Source organism: Enterobacter sp. C3_dUdeg, assembly GCF_057536195.1.
In genome coordinates this window covers 54,516-70,074 of sequence record NZ_BAAKFX010000015.1, presented here as the reverse complement: position 1 = coordinate 70,074, position 15,559 = coordinate 54,516, and the positions used below count along the sequence as shown (strand labels likewise).

The window sequence follows — 15,559 nt, the reverse complement described above, 5'->3', positions numbered from 1 at the left end:
TTAGTTGCCGTTCTTGTTTACAAATCCTGCCTTTCCCGGTTTTTTCATTCACCACGACAATGCTTAAATTGTCATCTCTCTGTGGTAGATTCCTCGCGCATTTATGGGAATGCGCAGTCACTTATTCTTCATTTTTCTCTTTTGGCAAAAGTATTCAGCGACATGAAAAAACAAAGGAACGTTAACTTATTGTTGATGCTGGTGTTACTGGTGGCCGTCGGTCAGATGGCGCAAACCATCTACATTCCGGCGATTGCCGACATGGCAAAGGAATTGAACGTCCGCGAGGGCGCGGTGCAGAGCGTGATGGCAGCCTACCTGCTGACCTATGGCGTTTCGCAGCTCTTCTACGGCCCGCTGTCTGACCGCGTCGGGCGTCGCCCGGTGATCCTGGTGGGCATGAGCATTTTCATGGTGGCGACGGTGATTGCCATTACCACGCACAGCCTGACCGTACTGATTGCCGCCAGCGCCCTGCAGGGCGTCGGGACCGGCGTCGGTGGGGTGATGGCGCGAACCTTACCGCGCGATATGTATCAGGGCACCCAGCTCCGTCATGCCAACAGCTTGTTGAATATGGGGATTCTGGTCAGCCCGCTTCTCGCCCCGCTGATTGGCGGCCTGCTGGACACGATGTGGTCCTGGCGCGCCTGCTACGCCTTCCTGCTGGTGCTGTGCGTCATTGTCACCTTCAGCATGGCGCGCTGGATGCCGGAAACGCGCCCGCAGGACGCGCCGCGCACGAAGCTTATCACCAGCTATAAAACGCTGTTCGGCAACGGGTCGTTTACCTGCTACCTGCTGATGCTGATCGGCGGCCTGGCGGGCATTGCGGTGTTTGAAGCCTGTTCCGGCGTGCTGCTGGGCGCGGGTCTGGGCCTGAGCAGCATGGTCGTGAGTATTCTGTTTATTCTGCCGATCCCGGCGGCGTTCTTCGGCGCGTGGTTTGCCGGACGCCCAAATAAACGCTTCTCCACCCTGATGTGGCAGTCGGTGATCAGCTGTCTGCTGGCGGGTCTGATGATGTGGATACCGGGGCTGTTTGGCGTGATGACGGTCTGGACGCTGCTCATCCCGGCAGCGCTGTTCTTCTTCGGCGCGGGGATGCTGTTCCCGCTGGCGACCAGCGGCGCGATGGAGCCGTTCCCGTTTCTCGCAGGCACGGCTGGCGCGCTGGTAGGCGGTTTGCAGAATATCGGCTCCGGCGCGCTGGCCTGGCTCTCGGCCATGATGCCGCAGACCGGGCAGGCTAGTTTGGGCCTGCTGATGACGCTGATGGGGCTGCTGATTTTACTGTGCTGGCTGCCGCTGGCGTCGCGTGTTCCGCATCACGAGCAGCCGGTTTAACCGCATGATGGCCCGGCTTCTCGCCGGGCTTTTCACAAACGGGCGCAATCATCGCCTGCAACAACGGCTCCGGCGCAGGCCGCCAGGCCCCCTCTTCCCCGTCGTAAAACTGGAAATCCGCGTTCAGCGCATACGGGATTTTCGCCTTTTGCAGCTCGCAGGCCATAAAGGTGGAGAACGCCATTTGCGAAGCGGTTGGCGTAAGGTGGTTTGACTCTCCCACGCCCCAGCCCCCGACCCAGCTCACGTGCCCGGTTTTTTGCTGCCAGCGTAGCGCGGTAGTAATGCGATTATGGATAGCCGCTTTCTCCGCCGCCGTGCCGGACGTCCACGGGTATTTACCGCTATTTTTCAGCGGCCCCCACGGGAAAATATGCCACTCTGCCAGCAGGTAGTTTTGGCTGTGCGCGGGCAGCTTCAGGCTGGATAAATCCTCCGGCGCGGCGCGCAGGCGCGGCGCAATAAAGATCATGCGCTGCGGGTCCATGTCGTGGATCGCTTTAATGGTTTTTTCATACACGCGGTTTAGCGACGCGAGGTTGTGGTTAAGCTTGTCGGCCGGCTCATAAATGAGATCAAAACCCAGCAGCGGATAGCTCTGACCGAAATAGTGCGCCACGGCAATCCACCAGTTGACCGTCTCTTTCTCGTTATCGGCTTTCGGGTCGTTTTTATACTCATCAGCCTGATAGGCGATAATCGGGATCACGCCATACTGTTCGCAGGCTTCCACCAGCTTGCGCAGGTGAATTAGCCGCGCTTCCGTCGGCTCATCGGCGACGCGAATGCGCACGTGGGTAATGCCTTTTGCACGAAAATCGCGCACCACCAGCGGGTCGAATTCGCGTATGCCGCGCTCGGTGCGTGCCCAGTCCACATCCATCCCGACGCCCAGCTGCTGCGCATAACGGGCAGCCGTCAGCGGCGGCTCAGCGGCAATCGCCCAGCCGGAAGAGATCAGTAATGCACAGGCAATAAAAGGCTTTAACACGGTTTACCCTGGATAAATCGAAAGCATTACCTGTATTTAGCACGCTTTTTCACATTTCGTGTAGAGCGAAAGCGTAATAATTCTTCAACCTGCCAGTTCTCTCAGCCAGCCGATAAAGGCGTCTATTTTCGGCCACTGCCGGCCAGAAAGCGTCGAGATATAGTAGTGCTGATGGCATTTCAGGGTCTTTTCACCAAACGGGACGATAAGCTCGCCCCTTTCGAGCCGTTTCTGCACCAGCCGCTTTCTGCCCATCGCGACGCCGACGTGGTTGATGGCCGCAATAATCGCTAAATCGGAACGATCGAAACCAATACCCGACGATGGCGGCATATTCACCGCAAAATGTTGCGCCCAGCTCAGCCACTCATCCGTACCGGAATCGTTGCTCCAGGCCTGACGGTCGTGCAGCAGCGTGCAGTGGCTGAGGTTATCGGGGTTTTTCAGCAGCTCATGCTCGCGGGCATACTTCGGCGAGCAGACGGGCAAAATCTCCTCGTCCATCAGGAAGTGATGAGAGAGGTGGTTTGGCGGCGTATCGTCGAAATAGAGCGCCAGATCGACGCCCGTTCGCTGCATATTGACGTAATCATTGCCGGTCAGGATGGTGAGTGAAATCGACGGATAGCGGCGGGTAAAGTCCCCCAGCATGGGCACCAGCCAGCACTGAGCGATCGACGGCCGGGAGTAGACCGTCAGCGTGCCGGACAGCGCCTGGTTTTTGATGTCCAGGATCTCCTGATTCAGGGTGTCGAGGGACGACTTAAGCGTCCAGTAAACACGCTTTCCCTCCTGCGTCAGCTCAACTTTACGGTGCGAGCGGACGAACAGCTGAATGCCCAGCTCCTCTTCCAGCAGGTTGATGCGGTGGCTCACCGCGCTTGGGCTGAGCGACAGCTCCTCCGCCGCCAGGGCGAAAGACTCATGCCGGGCGGCCACTTCAAAGGTGTACATTTTCGACAGCTGCCAGCCGTTTAACAGGCGGTTTCTGGCTTCATTCGCATCGGTCATCACAATTCTCACGCGGGTTTTCTGCGCTCAGCATACCGCTCAAGGGTGAATTTATGTGAACCTAATACGAATTAAGTGCACTTTTTAGACCGCAGTCACTCAGTTGATCCAATCTGGCTCATCTGAACGCCAATTTATATCGTTTGTCAGCCCACGCCGTTTTTTCGTCCAATACCCACAGATGACATAAGGGTGAGGTGAGATATGGGATCTCAGGTCTGGGTTGTGGCAACGCTGCTGGTCAGCATTGTGTTGATTGTTTTAACCATCGTTAAGCTGAAGTTTCACCCGTTCCTCGCGCTGCTGCTGGCGAGCTTTTTCGTCGGCGCGATGATGGGGATGAGCCCGCTGGATATGGTGAATGCCATTGAGAGCGGAATTGGCGGTACGCTGGGCTTCCTGGCGGCGGTGATTGGTCTGGGCACCATTCTCGGCAAGATGATGGAAGTCTCCGGCGCGGCAGAGCGCATCGGGATCGCGTTGCAGCGCTGCCGCTGGCTGTCGGCGGACGTGATTATGGTGCTGGTGGGTCTTATCTGCGGGATCACGCTGTTCGTGGAAGTGGGTGTGGTACTGCTGATCCCGCTGGCGTTTTCCATCGCCAAAAAGACCAACACGTCGCTACTCAAGCTGGCCATTCCGCTCTGTACCGCGCTGATGGCGGTGCACTGCGTGGTGCCGCCGCATCCGGCCGCGCTGTTTGTGACCAATAAATTAGGCGCGGACGTCGGAACGGTCATTGTCTACGGTTTGATGGTGGGCCTGATGGCCTCGCTGGTCGGCGGCCCGCTGTTCCTGAAACTGCTCGGCAACCGTCTGCCGTTTAAACCGGTTCCGGCGGAATTTTCAGACCTGAAGGTGCGGGAAGAGCACACCCTGCCGTCGCTGGGCGCCACGCTGTTCACGGTGCTGCTGCCGATTGCCCTGATGCTGGTGAAAACCATTGCCGAGCTGAATATGGCAAAAGAAGGCACGCTGTATACGCTGCTGGAGTTTATCGGCAACCCGATCACCGCGATGTTTATCGCCGTGTTTGTCGCCTACTACCTGCTGGGGATACGCCAGCATATGGGCATGGGCACGATGCTGACGCATACCGAGCACGGCTTCGGCTCTATTGCCAACATTTTGCTGATTATCGGCGCGGGCGGCGCGTTTAACGCCATCCTGAAAACCAGCGGGCTGGCGGATTCGCTGGCGCATATTCTCTCGAACCTGCACATGCACCCTATCCTGCTCGCCTGGCTGGTGGCGCTGGTGCTGCATGCCGCCGTAGGCTCCGCGACGGTGGCGATGATGGGCGCCACGGCGATCGTCGCGCCGATGCTGCCGCTCTATCCAAACGTGAGCCCGGAAATCATCACCATTGCCATCGGTTCCGGCGCCATTGGCTGCACGATCGTGACCGATTCCCTCTTCTGGCTGGTGAAGCAATACTGCGGCGCGACCCTGAATGAGACCTTCAAATACTATACGACGGCGACGTTTATCGCCTCGGTGCTTGCACTTGGCGGCACATTCCTGCTTTCCTTCATTATCTGAGCGCGAAGAGACGTATTATGGAAAACGCAACTATCACTACTTTAACCGCACAGTTTCCTCTGGTTGAGGATCTGATCGCCCTGAAAGAAACTACCTGGCTTAACCCGCGCACCACGACGCTTGCAGAAGGGTTGCCCTATGTCGGGCTGACCAAAGCCGACGTGGACGACGCGCACGCGCGCCTCAACCGCTTCGCGCCGTATCTGGCGAAAGCCTTCCCGGAAACGGCGGTAACGGGCGGGATTATCGAATCCGAGCTGGTCGCGATCCCGGCGATGCAAAAGCGGCTGGAGAGAGAATCTGGTAAGCCTATTCCCGGCACGCTGCTGCTGAAAAAAGACAGCCATCTGCCGATTTCCGGCTCGATTAAAGCGCGCGGCGGCATCTATGAGGTGCTGACCCATGCGGAAAAACTGGCGCTGGAAGCCGGGTTGCTGAGCATCGACGACGACTACAGCATTCTGCTGGAGCCGCGCTTTAAGGACTTCTTCAGCCAGTACAGCATTGCGGTAGGCTCAACCGGCAACCTCGGGATGTCCATCGGCATTATGAGCGCACGCATCGGCTTTAAGGTGACGGTGCATATGTCCGCCGACGCCCGAGAGTGGAAGAAAGCCAAACTGCGCAGCCACGGCGTCATCGTCGTGGAATATGAGCAGGATTACGGCGTGGCGGTGGAGCAGGGACGAAAAGCGGCGGAAAGCGATCCGAACTGCTTCTTCATTGACGATGAAAACTCCCGCACCCTTTTCCTGGGCTACGCCGTTGCAGGCGAGCGGCTGAAGGCGCAGTTTGCCGAACAGGGCCGCGTGGTGGATGCGGACCATCCTCTGTACGTTTACCTGCCGTGCGGCGTCGGCGGCGGCCCCGGCGGCGTGGCGTTTGGCCTGAAGCTGGCCTTTGGCGATAACGTCCACTGCTTCTTCGCGGAGCCAACGCACTCCCCGTGCATGCTGCTGGGCGTCTACACCGGCCTGCACGATGAGATCGCGGTGCAGGACCTGGGCATTGATAACGTCACGGCGGCGGACGGGCTGGCGGTAGGACGCGCCTCCGGCTTCGTGGGCCGCGCGATGGAGCGCCTGCTCGACGGGTTCTACACCCTTTCCGACCAGAGCATGTATGACATGCTCGGCTGGCTCGCGCAGGAGGAAGGGATCCGCCTGGAGCCGTCGGCGCTGGCGGGCATGGCCGGGCCGGTGCGCGTTCATTCGCATACCAACGTTACCCACCTGGTGTGGGCAACCGGCGGCGGAATGGTGCCGGAAGACGAGATGGCGAAGTATTTAGCAAAAGGCCGTTAATCGTAGGCCCGGTAAGGCGTAGCCGCCACCGGGCTTACAGGCTCAAAATTTGCTGAATATGGGTTACTGCAAACAGCAGCGACAGCGAGAGAACAGCGAGCGCGATCAGGAACTTATCCCGCACCGCTTTCGGCTGTACAAAATCGTTCTGCGCCACGTCCATCAGGTTACGGCTGCGGGTATAGCGCCATAAAATGATGGCCACCAGCGCCAGCACAACAATAGAAATCCAGAATGGCACCCCCGTGCGGTGCCAGTTGTGCTTAATCGCCAGGGCAATCAGCGCGCCATACCCCAGCAGCGTGCGAAGCCAGGCGAGTGACGTCCGCTCCGGCTGCAGGCCGGGGTCCGCCTCGCGCCGCGCTTTGCGGCTATCCGCCATAGAACACCAGCACCATCACCACGCCCGCCACCGTCAGCAGAATCGTGCTGATAATCAGCAGCCCGCGCGTATAGGGCAGATCCTGTTTCAGACGCATCGCCTTCTCATTGCGCAGCCAGCGCAGGTAGCCGTAAATCGCCAGCACGCCCGCAAACAGGCACAGCAGCAGCGCCAGCACTTCGCGAATCAGCGGCGTGGCGAAATCCGGCGCGAGCTGATCGAGACCCACCCCTGCGGCAAGAAAGCCCAGCGCGGTGCGGATCCACGCTAAAAAAGTGCGTTCATTGGCCAGAGAGAAGCGGTAGTCCGGCGCTTCGCCGAGGCGGGAAATTTTCATGAAGGTTCCTTGTCGTGCTCCAGGCAGGCTTCAGCATAGCGTAAATCGACAAGGACAAGGAGACCGGCATCGGGCGATGCCGGTCAGGACGATTAGTGCAGCTCTGGCCAGTAGTCCTTATTGGCCTCGATCAGGTCATCCAGAATCGCTTTCGCGACGGACGCGCTCGGCACGGTTTTCGACAGGGTGATTGCCTGCCAGAGTTTCTGGTACGAGCGCTGCTCCCAGGCATCAACCACCAGTTTTTCCACCGCCACCTGCTGGCTCATCAGCCCTTTCTGGAAGTGCGGAATATCGCCCACCGTGAGCGGCTCCGGCCCGTTATGACCCACCAGGCACGGGATCTCTACCATCGCGTCGGCATCAAAGTTATGGATAGCCCCGTTGTTTGGCACAATCAGCAGCATCCGCTCCTGAGTGTTGAAGGCAATCGCCGTCGCCAGATCGACGATGTACGACGCATGTTCGTCGATTTCCAGCTCACCGGCGGCAGAGTGACCGGCTTCAATAATCGCCCGGCAGGCGCTGAATACATGCTTCTCACGGTGATCCATGACCTCATTGGCGCGGGTGCGTTCCGGGTTGGAGTGCGCGACCACGTAGTCCGGGAACAGGTAATACTTCAGGTAGGTGTTTGGCATGGTATCCGGATCAAGCGCCTGTACGTCTCTGGCTTTGGCAAAGGTATCGTTCCAGCTCGCTTCGGTATGCGCATCTTCCGAAGGCGGCACATAGCCGTTTTTCGCCACGTATTCGCGCAGTTTCGGCATCAGATCGTTGCCGTTGAGATCTTCAATCGACGTCCACCAGCCGAAGTGGTTCAGGCCGTAGTAGCGCACGCGCATCTCTTTGCGGTTTTTCAGGCCGACAATCTGCGCCATGCGCCCTTCAATGCCGATCGGCATATCGCAGATGTTGAGGATTTTGGCGTTCGGACGCAGGCGGCGCGTGGCTTCCGCAACAATTGCCGCCGGGTTGGAGTAGTTCAGCATCCACGCGTTCGGGGAGTACTGCTGCATATAATCCACCAGCTCCAGCACGCCGCCGATAGAGCGCATGCCGTAGGAGATGCCGCCCGGCCCGCAGGTTTCCTGGCCCAGCACGCCGTGGCGCAGCGGGATTTTTTCATCTTTTTCACGCATCGGGTATTTGCCCACGCGGATATGCGCCATCACAAAATCCACATCGGTAAACGCCGCTTTAGGGTCGGTGGTGTAGCTGAATTCAATCTCCGGTGCCTGCTCCCTGAGGATGATTTTGCACGCTTCGGCGATGGTTTCCTGACGTGCGCCGTCGTTGTCATAGAACTTCAGCGCGCGCAGCGGGAAACGGTCGCGGTTGGCTAACAGCATCAGGACGATACCAGGCGTAAAGGTGCTGCCGCCGCCTGCAATAACAACTGAGAATTTTTTCATGATATAGCCTCTGTCAGGGTGGTTTGTTCATTCGTTAAAGGGGTTTTCATCAGCGATTCCAGCTGGTCGCGCACCTGAGGAACGTGCAGGCCGACAATCACCTGAATGCCGTTGCCGCGTCGCACCACGCCGTGGGCGCCGAGGGCTTTGAAGACGTCATCGCTTTGGGTTTTCGCCATATCCACCAGCGCAATGCGCAAGCGGGTGGCGCAGTTGTTGATGCTTTCGATGTTGGCCGCGCCGCCGAGAGCCTGCAGGAATCCGGCGGCCTGCCCTACCTGCTGGCTGGCCGCCGCCGGGGCGGTGGTTTGCCCGCGCGCCGCCTTATAGTCGGCCTTGCTGTAGAGTTTGATTTCGCTCTCTTCCCGGCCCGGCGTTTTCAGGTTCAGACGTTCGATCAGCGTTTTGAAGACCACGAAGTAAATCCCGGTGAAGCAGACGCCAATGCCGATCTGGGTGAATACCGTCGAGGCGTGGTTGTGGAACATTGGGATCCAGTTTTGCGGCAGGAACTGGTCCAGCAGGCCGCCGCCCATGTTCCCCACGACGCCAAAGGCGTACATCACCGTTGCCATGGTGGCCGCCAGCACGGCGTGCACGGCAAACAGCAGCGGCGAGATAAACAGGAAGGTGAACTCAAGCGGTTCAGTGATGCCCACCAGCACGGCGGTGAGCGTGGCCGGCACCAGCAGCCCCGCCACCTTGACGCGGTTTTCCGGCGACGCGGTATACCAGATCGCCAGCGCAATCCCGACCGAGCCAAACACTTTTGAGTTGCCGTGCAGCGCGAATCCGCCTTCCGGGAAGAGGGTTTTCAGCGGCAGGGTGCTCTGGCTGAATTCCTGCAGGTGCTGTGCCCAGTAGACCTGAATGCCGCCTTCCACCGCCGCCGGGCCGAAGATGAACGGACCGTAGACGAAGTGGTGCAATCCGGTTGGGATCAGAATGCGTTCCAGGAAGGTATACACCCACACGCCCAGCGCACCGGCGGACCGCAGAAACGCCTGCAGGGACTCAATGCCCATCTGCACTTTCGGCCAGCCCAGCAGCGTCAGCCATGCGCAGGGGATCATGACGAAGAACGCGAGGATAACGACAAACGAGCTGCCCTGGAAAATCCCCAGAAACACCGGCAGCGGCTTGTCGAAGTAGCGGTTGTGGATGGCGGTGACGATGCCTGAGATCACAATGGCACCGATGATGCTGGTATCGAGCGTTTTGATACCGGCAATCATCGCCAGCCCGCTTCCGGCCGTCGGTTCGGCGGAGAAGTCGACGCCGAAGAAGTGGCCCCAGGTCATCCCCATCGCGTTAATAAAGTAGTTCCAGGTCAGGAAGCTAATCAGCACCGCAAGACAGGCGCGGCCCTGCGCCTGCTTCGCCAGGCCAATCGGTAAGCCAACGGCAAAAATCAGCGGCATATTGCGAAACACCGCCCAGCCGCCCTCTTCAATGATGTGAACAATCTGCGCGAAAAGATGATCGGGGGCCGTTAAGGCTTCGCCGACAAACAGCGGGTTGCGAAGCATGATGGCGATTCCCACCACGATCCCGGCGAACGGAAACAGCAACACCGGGGTAAACATGGCACCGCCAAAACGTTGTATTTGACTGAGCATTTTTAAATCCTCATGAAACAACCTGTAGGGGTAGAGGCCTTTATGGTTTTTTGCTGGCCTGAGGTGAGCATAAGAAGTTACTGATGCGCGAACATGGCGTGCCGCTGCGATTCGTGATCGCATTCATGGTTTTATTTTGACCAATCAGGTCTACTTTTTGACGTAAATATGGACATGTCAGAACGCAATCCACACCCTGATAACGGCAGAGAGGTCTACTGGTGATCTACAAATCCATTGCTGACAGATTGCGGCTGCGGCTGAATTCGTCGGACTACAACGTCGGCAGCCCGCTGCCCGGCGAAAAAGCGCTGGCGCAGGAGTTCGGCGTGGCGCGAATGACCATCCGCAAGGCGCTGGATCTGCTGGTGATCTGGGGGCTGGTTGAGCGTCGACACGGCAGCGGAACCTTTGTCTCACGCAAAGACGTTCACCACGAAACCACCAACCTGACCGGGCTGGTGGAGGTGCTGCGTCAACAGGGAAAAGAGGTGCAGAGTAAGGTCTTACAGTTTGAAGTGATGCCCGCCCCGCCCGCCATCGCCAGCCAGCTGCGGATTCAGGTGGATGAACGGATCTACTTTTCCCGGCGGGTGCGCTACGTGGACGGGAAGCCGCTGATGCTGGAGGACAGCTTTATGCCGGTGAAGCTGTTCCGCAATCTGTCGCTGGCGCATCTTGAGGGGTCTAAGTTTGATTACATTGAGAAGGAGTGCGGGATCACCATCAGCGGCAACTACGAGAGCCTGACGCCGGTGCTGGCAGATAAAACGCTGGCCGGTTATATGAACCTGCCGGAACAGACGCCGCTGCTGCGAATTACCTCTCTCTCCTACAGCGACAGCGGCGAGTTCCTCAATTATTCCGTGATGTTCCGAAATACCAGTGATTACCAAGTAGACTACCATCTGCGGCGCATCCACCCGGATGACCTGCTAGCTCATCCCCCAGAACAGCACCGCCAGTAGCTGCGGGGTGATGATGCGCAGGAACATCACCAGCGGATAGACGGTGGCATAGGAGAGCGCGGCCGCACCGCTGGTGGCGTGCAGGTTGTTGGCAAAAGCCAGCGCGGGCGGATCGGTCATGGAGCCCGCCAGCATCCCGCACAGCGTCAGGTAGTTCATTTTGGCGAACATCCGCGCCAGTATTCCCACCGTCAACAGCGGGATCGCCGTGATAAAGATGCCGTAGCCTACCCAGCTCATCCCTTCGCCCTTGACCAGGGTATCGACAAAATCACCGCCGGATTTCAGGCCGACCACCGCCAGGAACAGCACGATGCCCAGCTCGCGCAGCGCCAGGTTGGCGCTCGGCGGCATAAACCAGTAGAGCTTGCCGATACAGCCGATACGCCCGAGGATCAGCGCCATAATCAGCGGCCCGCCCGCCAGGCCCAGCTTGAGCGCCACCGGGAAGCCCGGCACGTACACAGGAACAGAACCGAGCAGCACGCCGAGCCCGATACCGATAAACACCGGCAGCATCTGCACCTGCTGCAGTTTTTGCTGGGCGTTACCCACCATATCCGCCACGGCGTCGATGGACGACGGGCGCCCGACCAGGTTGAGGATATCCCCGAACTGCAGGCTGGCCTCCGGGCTGGCGACCAGTTCAACACCCGCACGGTTAAGGCGAGAGATCACCACGTCATAGCGCTCTTTTACCTGCAGATCGCGTATTTTCTTGCCAAGAACGTGTTCGTTAGTCACCACAACACGTTCCACGCGCATATCGGTGCCGCGGGTTGAGAGCGAGGTATCCACTTCCTGGCCAATCACCAGCCGCGCGTTGTTTAAATCTCCGGGCTGGCCGACCAGGTGCAGCAGATCGCCCTGCCGAATGACGGTGCCGGGCGCGGGCACCATCAGCATATCGTCACGCTTGAGGCGGGAGCAGATGATATTGGCGCTGTTGAGGATCGGCACGTCCTGAATCGCCATATTGTTCAGGTTGGGGTTATCGACCCGAATGTTGATGGTTTTAATTGGCATATGGCCGTTGGTGAGCGTGGTTTCGTGGTCCTTCGCCTCTTTGTCAACGTTAATGCGAAACAGGACGCGTACCAGCCACATGGAAAGCAGAATGCCGCAAATCCCAAACGGGTAGGCCATGGCGTAGCTCATCCCCATCTGGTCGACGATGCCGGGTTCGATGCCCAAATCGCGCAGGATTTGCTGCCCGGCACCGAGCGCAGGCGTGTTGGTAACCGCCCCGGAGAAAATGCCCAGCACCACGGGGAGCGGGATATCGAAGATTTTGTGCAGAATTGCGGTGACCAGCCCGCCCATTACCACTATGCCGAGGGCAAACAGGTTGAGCCGTAATCCGGAGACCCGAAGTGAGGCGAAAAAGCCCGGTCCCACCTGAATACCGATGGTATAAACGAAGAGGATCAGGCCGAACTCCTGAGTAAAGTGGAGCATTTCGGCGCTGAGGACCAGCCCGAGCTTGTCGGCGAAGTGCCCGACAAAAATGCCGCCAAACAGTACCCCGCCTATCCCAAACCCGACGCCACGGATTTTGATATTACCTATCCACAGGCCAACAACAGCGACCAGGGCCAACACGCTGACGGTTAACGCGATATCACTCATGACCCACTTCCTTAGCATAACCTTAGTTATGCTAAGGATTCTCTCAGAGCCGGAGGCGGTTGTATGGGTGATGGCGCACAAAAAAGCCCTGCCGGGGCAGGGCTTTATCTTTTCACCCTCTCCCTACAGGAGAGGGCCGGGGTGATGGCATCAGCCCGCACGCTATTAGCTATTCAACGCAGGCCGCTCGCTAATGGCGATACGCTGCGGCGCGATGGCTTCCGGCACGTTGCGGATCAGGTCGATATGCAGCAGACCGTTGGTAAACGTTGCGCCGGACACTTCCATATGGTCTGCCAGGGTAAAGCTCAGGCTAAACGGCTGATTAACCAGCCCCTGATGCAGCCATTTGGTTTCGGTCTCTTGTTTTTCCGGCGTTCCTTTCACGGTCAGGCGAGTGCCTTCAAGCTGGATGTCCAGATCGTCCTGGCGGAAACCGGCAAGCGCAAGGGTGATGCGATAGTGGTTATCGTCGCTTTTTTCGATGTTGTACGGCGGAAACGTCTGTTGCTCGGTGGTGCTTTGCAGGGCGTTAGCCAGTTTGTCAAAACCAATCCACTGACGCAGCAGAGGGGATAAATCATAGTTACGCATACTAAATCTCCTTCTGAGAAGCGAGTTCGGCACAGTCTAATTTTGTGCGCAGTTGTTCCTGCAAATCCTGATGGATTCGCATATGCTCCCGTTACGGCAAGCACGTCTGGATGGGCCGCTTACGCGACCCGCGTAATTAGTTAATTTCGATACGACGCGGTTTTTTCTCTTCCGGAATCACACGTTCCAGTTCGATAAACAGCAGGCCGTTAACCAGGTTCGCGCCTTTAACATGAATGTTCTCGGCTAACTGGAACTTGCGTTCAAAGTTGCGCTCGGCGATGCCCTGATAAAGATAGGTACGTTCTTTCTGCTCGGCCGTATGGGAACCTTTCACCACCAGCAGGTTGTCCTGCGCGGTGATCTCCAGTTCGTTTTCTGCAAAACCGGCGACGGCAATAGCGATGCGGTAGTGATTTTCGTCAACCAGCTCAACATTGTATGGAGGGTAGCCGTTGCTCTGGCTTTGGTTATTTTCTAAATGATTAAACAGGCGGTCAAAACCAATTGCAGAACGGTATAGCGGAGAAAGATCGAAGTTACGCATAAATAAAACTCCTGAAATCAGCGAGAAATTGTAGCCTTCCACCATGGACAGGCCTTTGCGCCCCCGAACACCCATCAGGCGAGTTCGTTATCGGGCTACATTCTTAAAATGGGTCTGCAATCGGGCTTTTCAAGAACGACAGCTGCACTTTTTTTTGCACTTTCCTGCATCTCGCATAGACTGGGACAACAGCACAAAGGGTTAAATTGCGATGGCTGCCACAGTGCGGGGTTATAGGGCTATCCATTTTGGATAAGGCTCGCTATAACCCTGAGTTGCAGGTCTATGCAGTGCCATTAACGATGACTGAGTGATGATGAAAAATGTTCTGATAAAGCTGACGACGTTCAGCGGGGTAGTTTTACTTTGCGGGTGTTCGAGCGTGATGTCTCACACCGGCGGTAAAGAAGGAACATATCCGGGGACGCGCGCCAGCGCGGCGATGCTCTCCGATGACGATACAAACTGGGGCACCAAATCCCTGGTTATCCTCGATATGCCGTTTACGGCCGTGGCGGATACGCTTCTGCTGCCGTGGGATATGTTTCGTAAGGACAACTCCGTACGCTCACGGGTAGAGAAAAGCGAGCAGGAAAATCTGGCGACAAACGCCGTCATCCCGCCCGCTGAAATGCCTCCACGCTAGTACTGCGCGGTTTCCGTTACCCAAAGCTGACGGAAACCGGCTGTCTCCTCCATCCACGCAATAACGCGCCCGTCCGGGGAAAACACGACCGCATCAGCAGACGGTGGGTTGCCATGATCGGACGTCAAAAACGTCACCTCTCCAGTCAGGGCGTCGCAGCAGGCGATCCGATTTTCGAGCACAAACCCCAGACTGTCGCCCGCAGGATGCCAGTTAAATGCTGACTGAATATCGCTCCCGGTACGCGTCAACTGGCGCGGCTCGCCGCCCGCAGGAGAGATCAGCCACAGCTGCACAATGCCGTTATCATCCCGCATCAGAAACGCAATCTGCGTCCCCTGCGGGTTGCTGCGAACCCAGTGACGCGGCACGTTCACCAGGCCCGGGTACGCCCTCTGATGCGTAAAGGTCAAACGACGCTGGTTCACTCCTGCAGGCGGGGCTGGCTGGGTCTCCGTCGTGCCCTGTAGCGGCGCATCGCCCGCACGCTTCCAGCCCTGCTCGTCTTCCGGCAGGTCGACGATAAACAGTTCGGGTACTTTTTCGCCCTGCGCGGAGAGGGTATCGCCGATAAACGCCAGCCTGTCGTTGCCCACCCAGCCCTCTTCGTAAGCGCGGTTGATTTCATCGCTGCCCGGCCGAGGGTTGGGCGTGGTACGGCTAACCAGCACGCTCCAGAAGGTTCCCGAATATTCACGGGGATGGTTCCCCTGCGGATTCACCGGGCCATAAGGCGCAGCCACGCCGACGTTGCGTAAATCGAGTTTAGGATCGCGCTCGTGCAGGACATGGTCGTTATAGGTAAAGCTGACGAGCTGCCCGTTCGGGCTGAAGACATGGACGTGGCTACCCCCGCGCAGCGCGCCTGCGGTGTAAGGCGCGGTGATATCCATCGCGTCCAGGTTGCTCACCTGACCGTTTTGCGCAATCACTCCCTGGCGATGATGAAAATCGTAGTGCCAGTCGGCATCCGGGTTTTTCGGGCCGTGGATAAAGACATATTTCTCTTCTGCAGGATGAACGGTCACCACGCCGACATGCGCGCCGTCAGTGGCGCGATATACCACCTCTACCTCACCCGTCGCGACATTGACCCGCTCGATGGTTTCACCGGTGAACGACGCACCGGACGGGCGCACGTCGTAGACCAGCCACTGGCTATCCGGCGTCCAGGTATTGATGTTGGTCAGCTGGTGGTTGCGGGAAGCGAAGGTGATTTGTTTCATG

Annotated in this window: 15 protein-coding genes and 1 other annotated feature; of the genes, 5 read left to right on the top strand and 10 right to left on the bottom strand. The window is 58.0% G+C overall.

Features of this window, described 5'->3' with window-relative positions; translation table 11 throughout:
- Nucleotides 1–162 precede the first annotated feature (162 nt).
- Nucleotides 163–1,347 (top strand): multidrug efflux MFS transporter EmrD, encoded by a 1,185-nt coding sequence (emrD, locus tag AC27FC_RS21380; protein WP_029741426.1) that lies wholly within the window; start codon nucleotides 163–165, stop codon nucleotides 1,345–1,347.
- On the opposite strand, the gene AC27FC_RS21375 is transcribed toward emrD, so the two are convergent.
- Nucleotides 1,250–2,338 (bottom strand): cellulase family glycosylhydrolase, encoded by a 1,089-nt coding sequence (locus tag AC27FC_RS21375; protein ID WP_196355197.1) that lies wholly within the window; start codon nucleotides 2,336–2,338, stop codon nucleotides 1,250–1,252. The genes emrD and AC27FC_RS21375 overlap by 98 nt on opposite strands.
- An 84-nt stretch (nucleotides 2,339–2,422) precedes the next feature.
- On the bottom strand, nucleotides 2,423–3,349 hold the full coding sequence (gene dsdC, locus AC27FC_RS21370) for a DNA-binding transcriptional regulator DsdC (RefSeq protein WP_196355196.1): 927 nt from the start codon (nucleotides 3,347–3,349) through the stop codon (nucleotides 2,423–2,425).
- 204 nt (nucleotides 3,350–3,553) lie between these two features.
- Here dsdC and dsdX point away from each other — a divergent pair, with 204 nt between their 5' ends.
- Complete coding sequence (gene dsdX / locus AC27FC_RS21365) at nucleotides 3,554–4,891, top strand: D-serine transporter DsdX (RefSeq protein ID WP_023309824.1); 1,338 nt, start codon at nucleotides 3,554–3,556, stop codon at nucleotides 4,889–4,891.
- A 17-nt stretch (nucleotides 4,892–4,908) separates the two neighbouring features.
- Nucleotides 4,909–6,195, top strand: a complete 1,287-nt coding sequence (gene dsdA / locus AC27FC_RS21360; RefSeq protein ID WP_196355195.1) for a D-serine ammonia-lyase — start codon at nucleotides 4,909–4,911, stop codon at nucleotides 6,193–6,195.
- A gap of 34 nt (nucleotides 6,196–6,229) precedes the next feature.
- Here dsdA and AC27FC_RS21355 read toward each other — a convergent pair whose 3' ends face one another.
- The 4 genes from AC27FC_RS21355 to AC27FC_RS21340 form a co-directional block, all read right to left on the bottom strand.
- Entirely contained in the window at nucleotides 6,230–6,577 is a 348-nt protein-coding gene (locus tag AC27FC_RS21355) for a DUF202 domain-containing protein (RefSeq protein WP_047059222.1), read from the bottom strand.
- Nucleotides 6,567–6,914 (bottom strand): YidH family protein, encoded by a 348-nt coding sequence (locus AC27FC_RS21350; protein ID WP_023309821.1) that lies wholly within the window; start codon nucleotides 6,912–6,914, stop codon nucleotides 6,567–6,569. Before AC27FC_RS21350 ends, AC27FC_RS21355 begins: the two co-directional genes overlap by 11 nt.
- Before the next feature lie 92 nt (nucleotides 6,915–7,006).
- Nucleotides 7,007–8,329: a 6-phospho-alpha-glucosidase gene (locus AC27FC_RS21345; protein ID WP_063440097.1), complete on the bottom strand. Its 1,323-nt coding sequence runs from the start codon at nucleotides 8,327–8,329 to the stop codon at nucleotides 7,007–7,009.
- Nucleotides 8,326–9,948 carry an alpha-glucoside-specific PTS transporter subunit IIBC gene (locus tag AC27FC_RS21340; RefSeq protein WP_033144347.1) on the bottom strand — a complete coding sequence of 541 codons (1,623 nt, stop codon included), beginning with the start codon at nucleotides 9,946–9,948 and terminating at the stop codon, nucleotides 8,326–8,328. Before AC27FC_RS21340 ends, AC27FC_RS21345 begins: the two co-directional genes overlap by 4 nt.
- Before the next feature lie 221 nt (nucleotides 9,949–10,169).
- Here AC27FC_RS21340 and AC27FC_RS21335 point away from each other — a divergent pair, with 221 nt between their 5' ends.
- On the top strand, nucleotides 10,170–10,916 hold the full coding sequence (locus AC27FC_RS21335) for a GntR family transcriptional regulator (RefSeq protein ID WP_196355193.1): 747 nt from the start codon (nucleotides 10,170–10,172) through the stop codon (nucleotides 10,914–10,916).
- Here AC27FC_RS21335 and AC27FC_RS21330 read toward each other — a convergent pair.
- From AC27FC_RS21330 to ibpA, 3 genes are all read right to left on the bottom strand, one after another.
- On the bottom strand, nucleotides 10,884–12,545 hold the full coding sequence (locus AC27FC_RS21330) for a putative transporter (protein ID WP_196355192.1): 1,662 nt from the start codon (nucleotides 12,543–12,545) through the stop codon (nucleotides 10,884–10,886). The two genes, AC27FC_RS21335 and AC27FC_RS21330, sit on opposite strands and share 33 nt — an antisense overlap.
- A 165-nt stretch (nucleotides 12,546–12,710) precedes the next feature.
- Entirely contained in the window at nucleotides 12,711–13,139 is a 429-nt protein-coding gene (ibpB, locus tag AC27FC_RS21325) for a small heat shock chaperone IbpB (protein WP_032662053.1), read from the bottom strand.
- A gap of 136 nt (nucleotides 13,140–13,275) precedes the next feature.
- On the bottom strand, nucleotides 13,276–13,686 hold the full coding sequence (gene ibpA, locus AC27FC_RS21320) for a small heat shock chaperone IbpA (RefSeq protein ID WP_008500162.1): 411 nt from the start codon (nucleotides 13,684–13,686) through the stop codon (nucleotides 13,276–13,278).
- Nucleotides 13,680–13,751: a sequence feature (ROSE (Repression Of Heat Shock gene Expression) occurs in the 5'-region of heat shock genes and acts as an RNA thermometer to modulate expression.), on the bottom strand. (Overlaps the previous gene by 7 nt.)
- Nucleotides 13,752–13,999: 248 nt before the next feature.
- Between ibpA and AC27FC_RS21315 the strand changes: the two genes are divergently transcribed.
- Entirely contained in the window at nucleotides 14,000–14,332 is a 333-nt protein-coding gene (locus tag AC27FC_RS21315) for a YceK/YidQ family lipoprotein (RefSeq protein WP_033144351.1), read from the top strand.
- Here AC27FC_RS21315 and AC27FC_RS21310 read toward each other — a convergent pair.
- Nucleotides 14,329–15,558 (bottom strand): YidR family protein, encoded by a 1,230-nt coding sequence (locus AC27FC_RS21310; RefSeq protein ID WP_112778104.1) that lies wholly within the window; start codon nucleotides 15,556–15,558, stop codon nucleotides 14,329–14,331. The two genes, AC27FC_RS21315 and AC27FC_RS21310, sit on opposite strands and share 4 nt — an antisense overlap.
- Nucleotide 15,559: the final 1 nt, after the last annotated feature.

Coding starts and splice junctions, on each gene's coding strand:
- AC27FC_RS21310 (WP_112778104.1), bottom strand. CDS start 15,558: ATGAAACAAATCACCTTCGCTTCCCGCAACCACCAGCTGACCAACATC.
- AC27FC_RS21340 (WP_033144347.1), bottom strand. CDS start 9,948: ATGCTCAGTCAAATACAACGTTTTGGCGGTGCCATGTTTACCCCGGTG.
- dsdX (WP_023309824.1), top strand. CDS start 3,554: ATGGGATCTCAGGTCTGGGTTGTGGCAACGCTGCTGGTCAGCATTGTG.
- dsdA (WP_196355195.1), top strand. CDS start 4,909: ATGGAAAACGCAACTATCACTACTTTAACCGCACAGTTTCCTCTGGTT.
- ibpA (WP_008500162.1), bottom strand. CDS start 13,686: ATGCGTAACTTCGATCTTTCTCCGCTATACCGTTCTGCAATTGGTTTT.
- AC27FC_RS21345 (WP_063440097.1), bottom strand. CDS start 8,329: ATGAAAAAATTCTCAGTTGTTATTGCAGGCGGCGGCAGCACCTTTACG.
- AC27FC_RS21315 (WP_033144351.1), top strand. CDS start 14,000: ATGATGAAAAATGTTCTGATAAAGCTGACGACGTTCAGCGGGGTAGTT.
- ibpB (WP_032662053.1), bottom strand. CDS start 13,139: ATGCGTAACTATGATTTATCCCCTCTGCTGCGTCAGTGGATTGGTTTT.
- AC27FC_RS21350 (WP_023309821.1), bottom strand. CDS start 6,914: ATGAAAATTTCCCGCCTCGGCGAAGCGCCGGACTACCGCTTCTCTCTG.
- AC27FC_RS21355 (WP_047059222.1), bottom strand. CDS start 6,577: ATGGCGGATAGCCGCAAAGCGCGGCGCGAGGCGGACCCCGGCCTGCAG.
- dsdC (WP_196355196.1), bottom strand. CDS start 3,349: ATGACCGATGCGAATGAAGCCAGAAACCGCCTGTTAAACGGCTGGCAG.
- AC27FC_RS21330 (WP_196355192.1), bottom strand. CDS start 12,545: ATGAGTGATATCGCGTTAACCGTCAGCGTGTTGGCCCTGGTCGCTGTT.
- emrD (WP_029741426.1), top strand. CDS start 163: ATGAAAAAACAAAGGAACGTTAACTTATTGTTGATGCTGGTGTTACTG.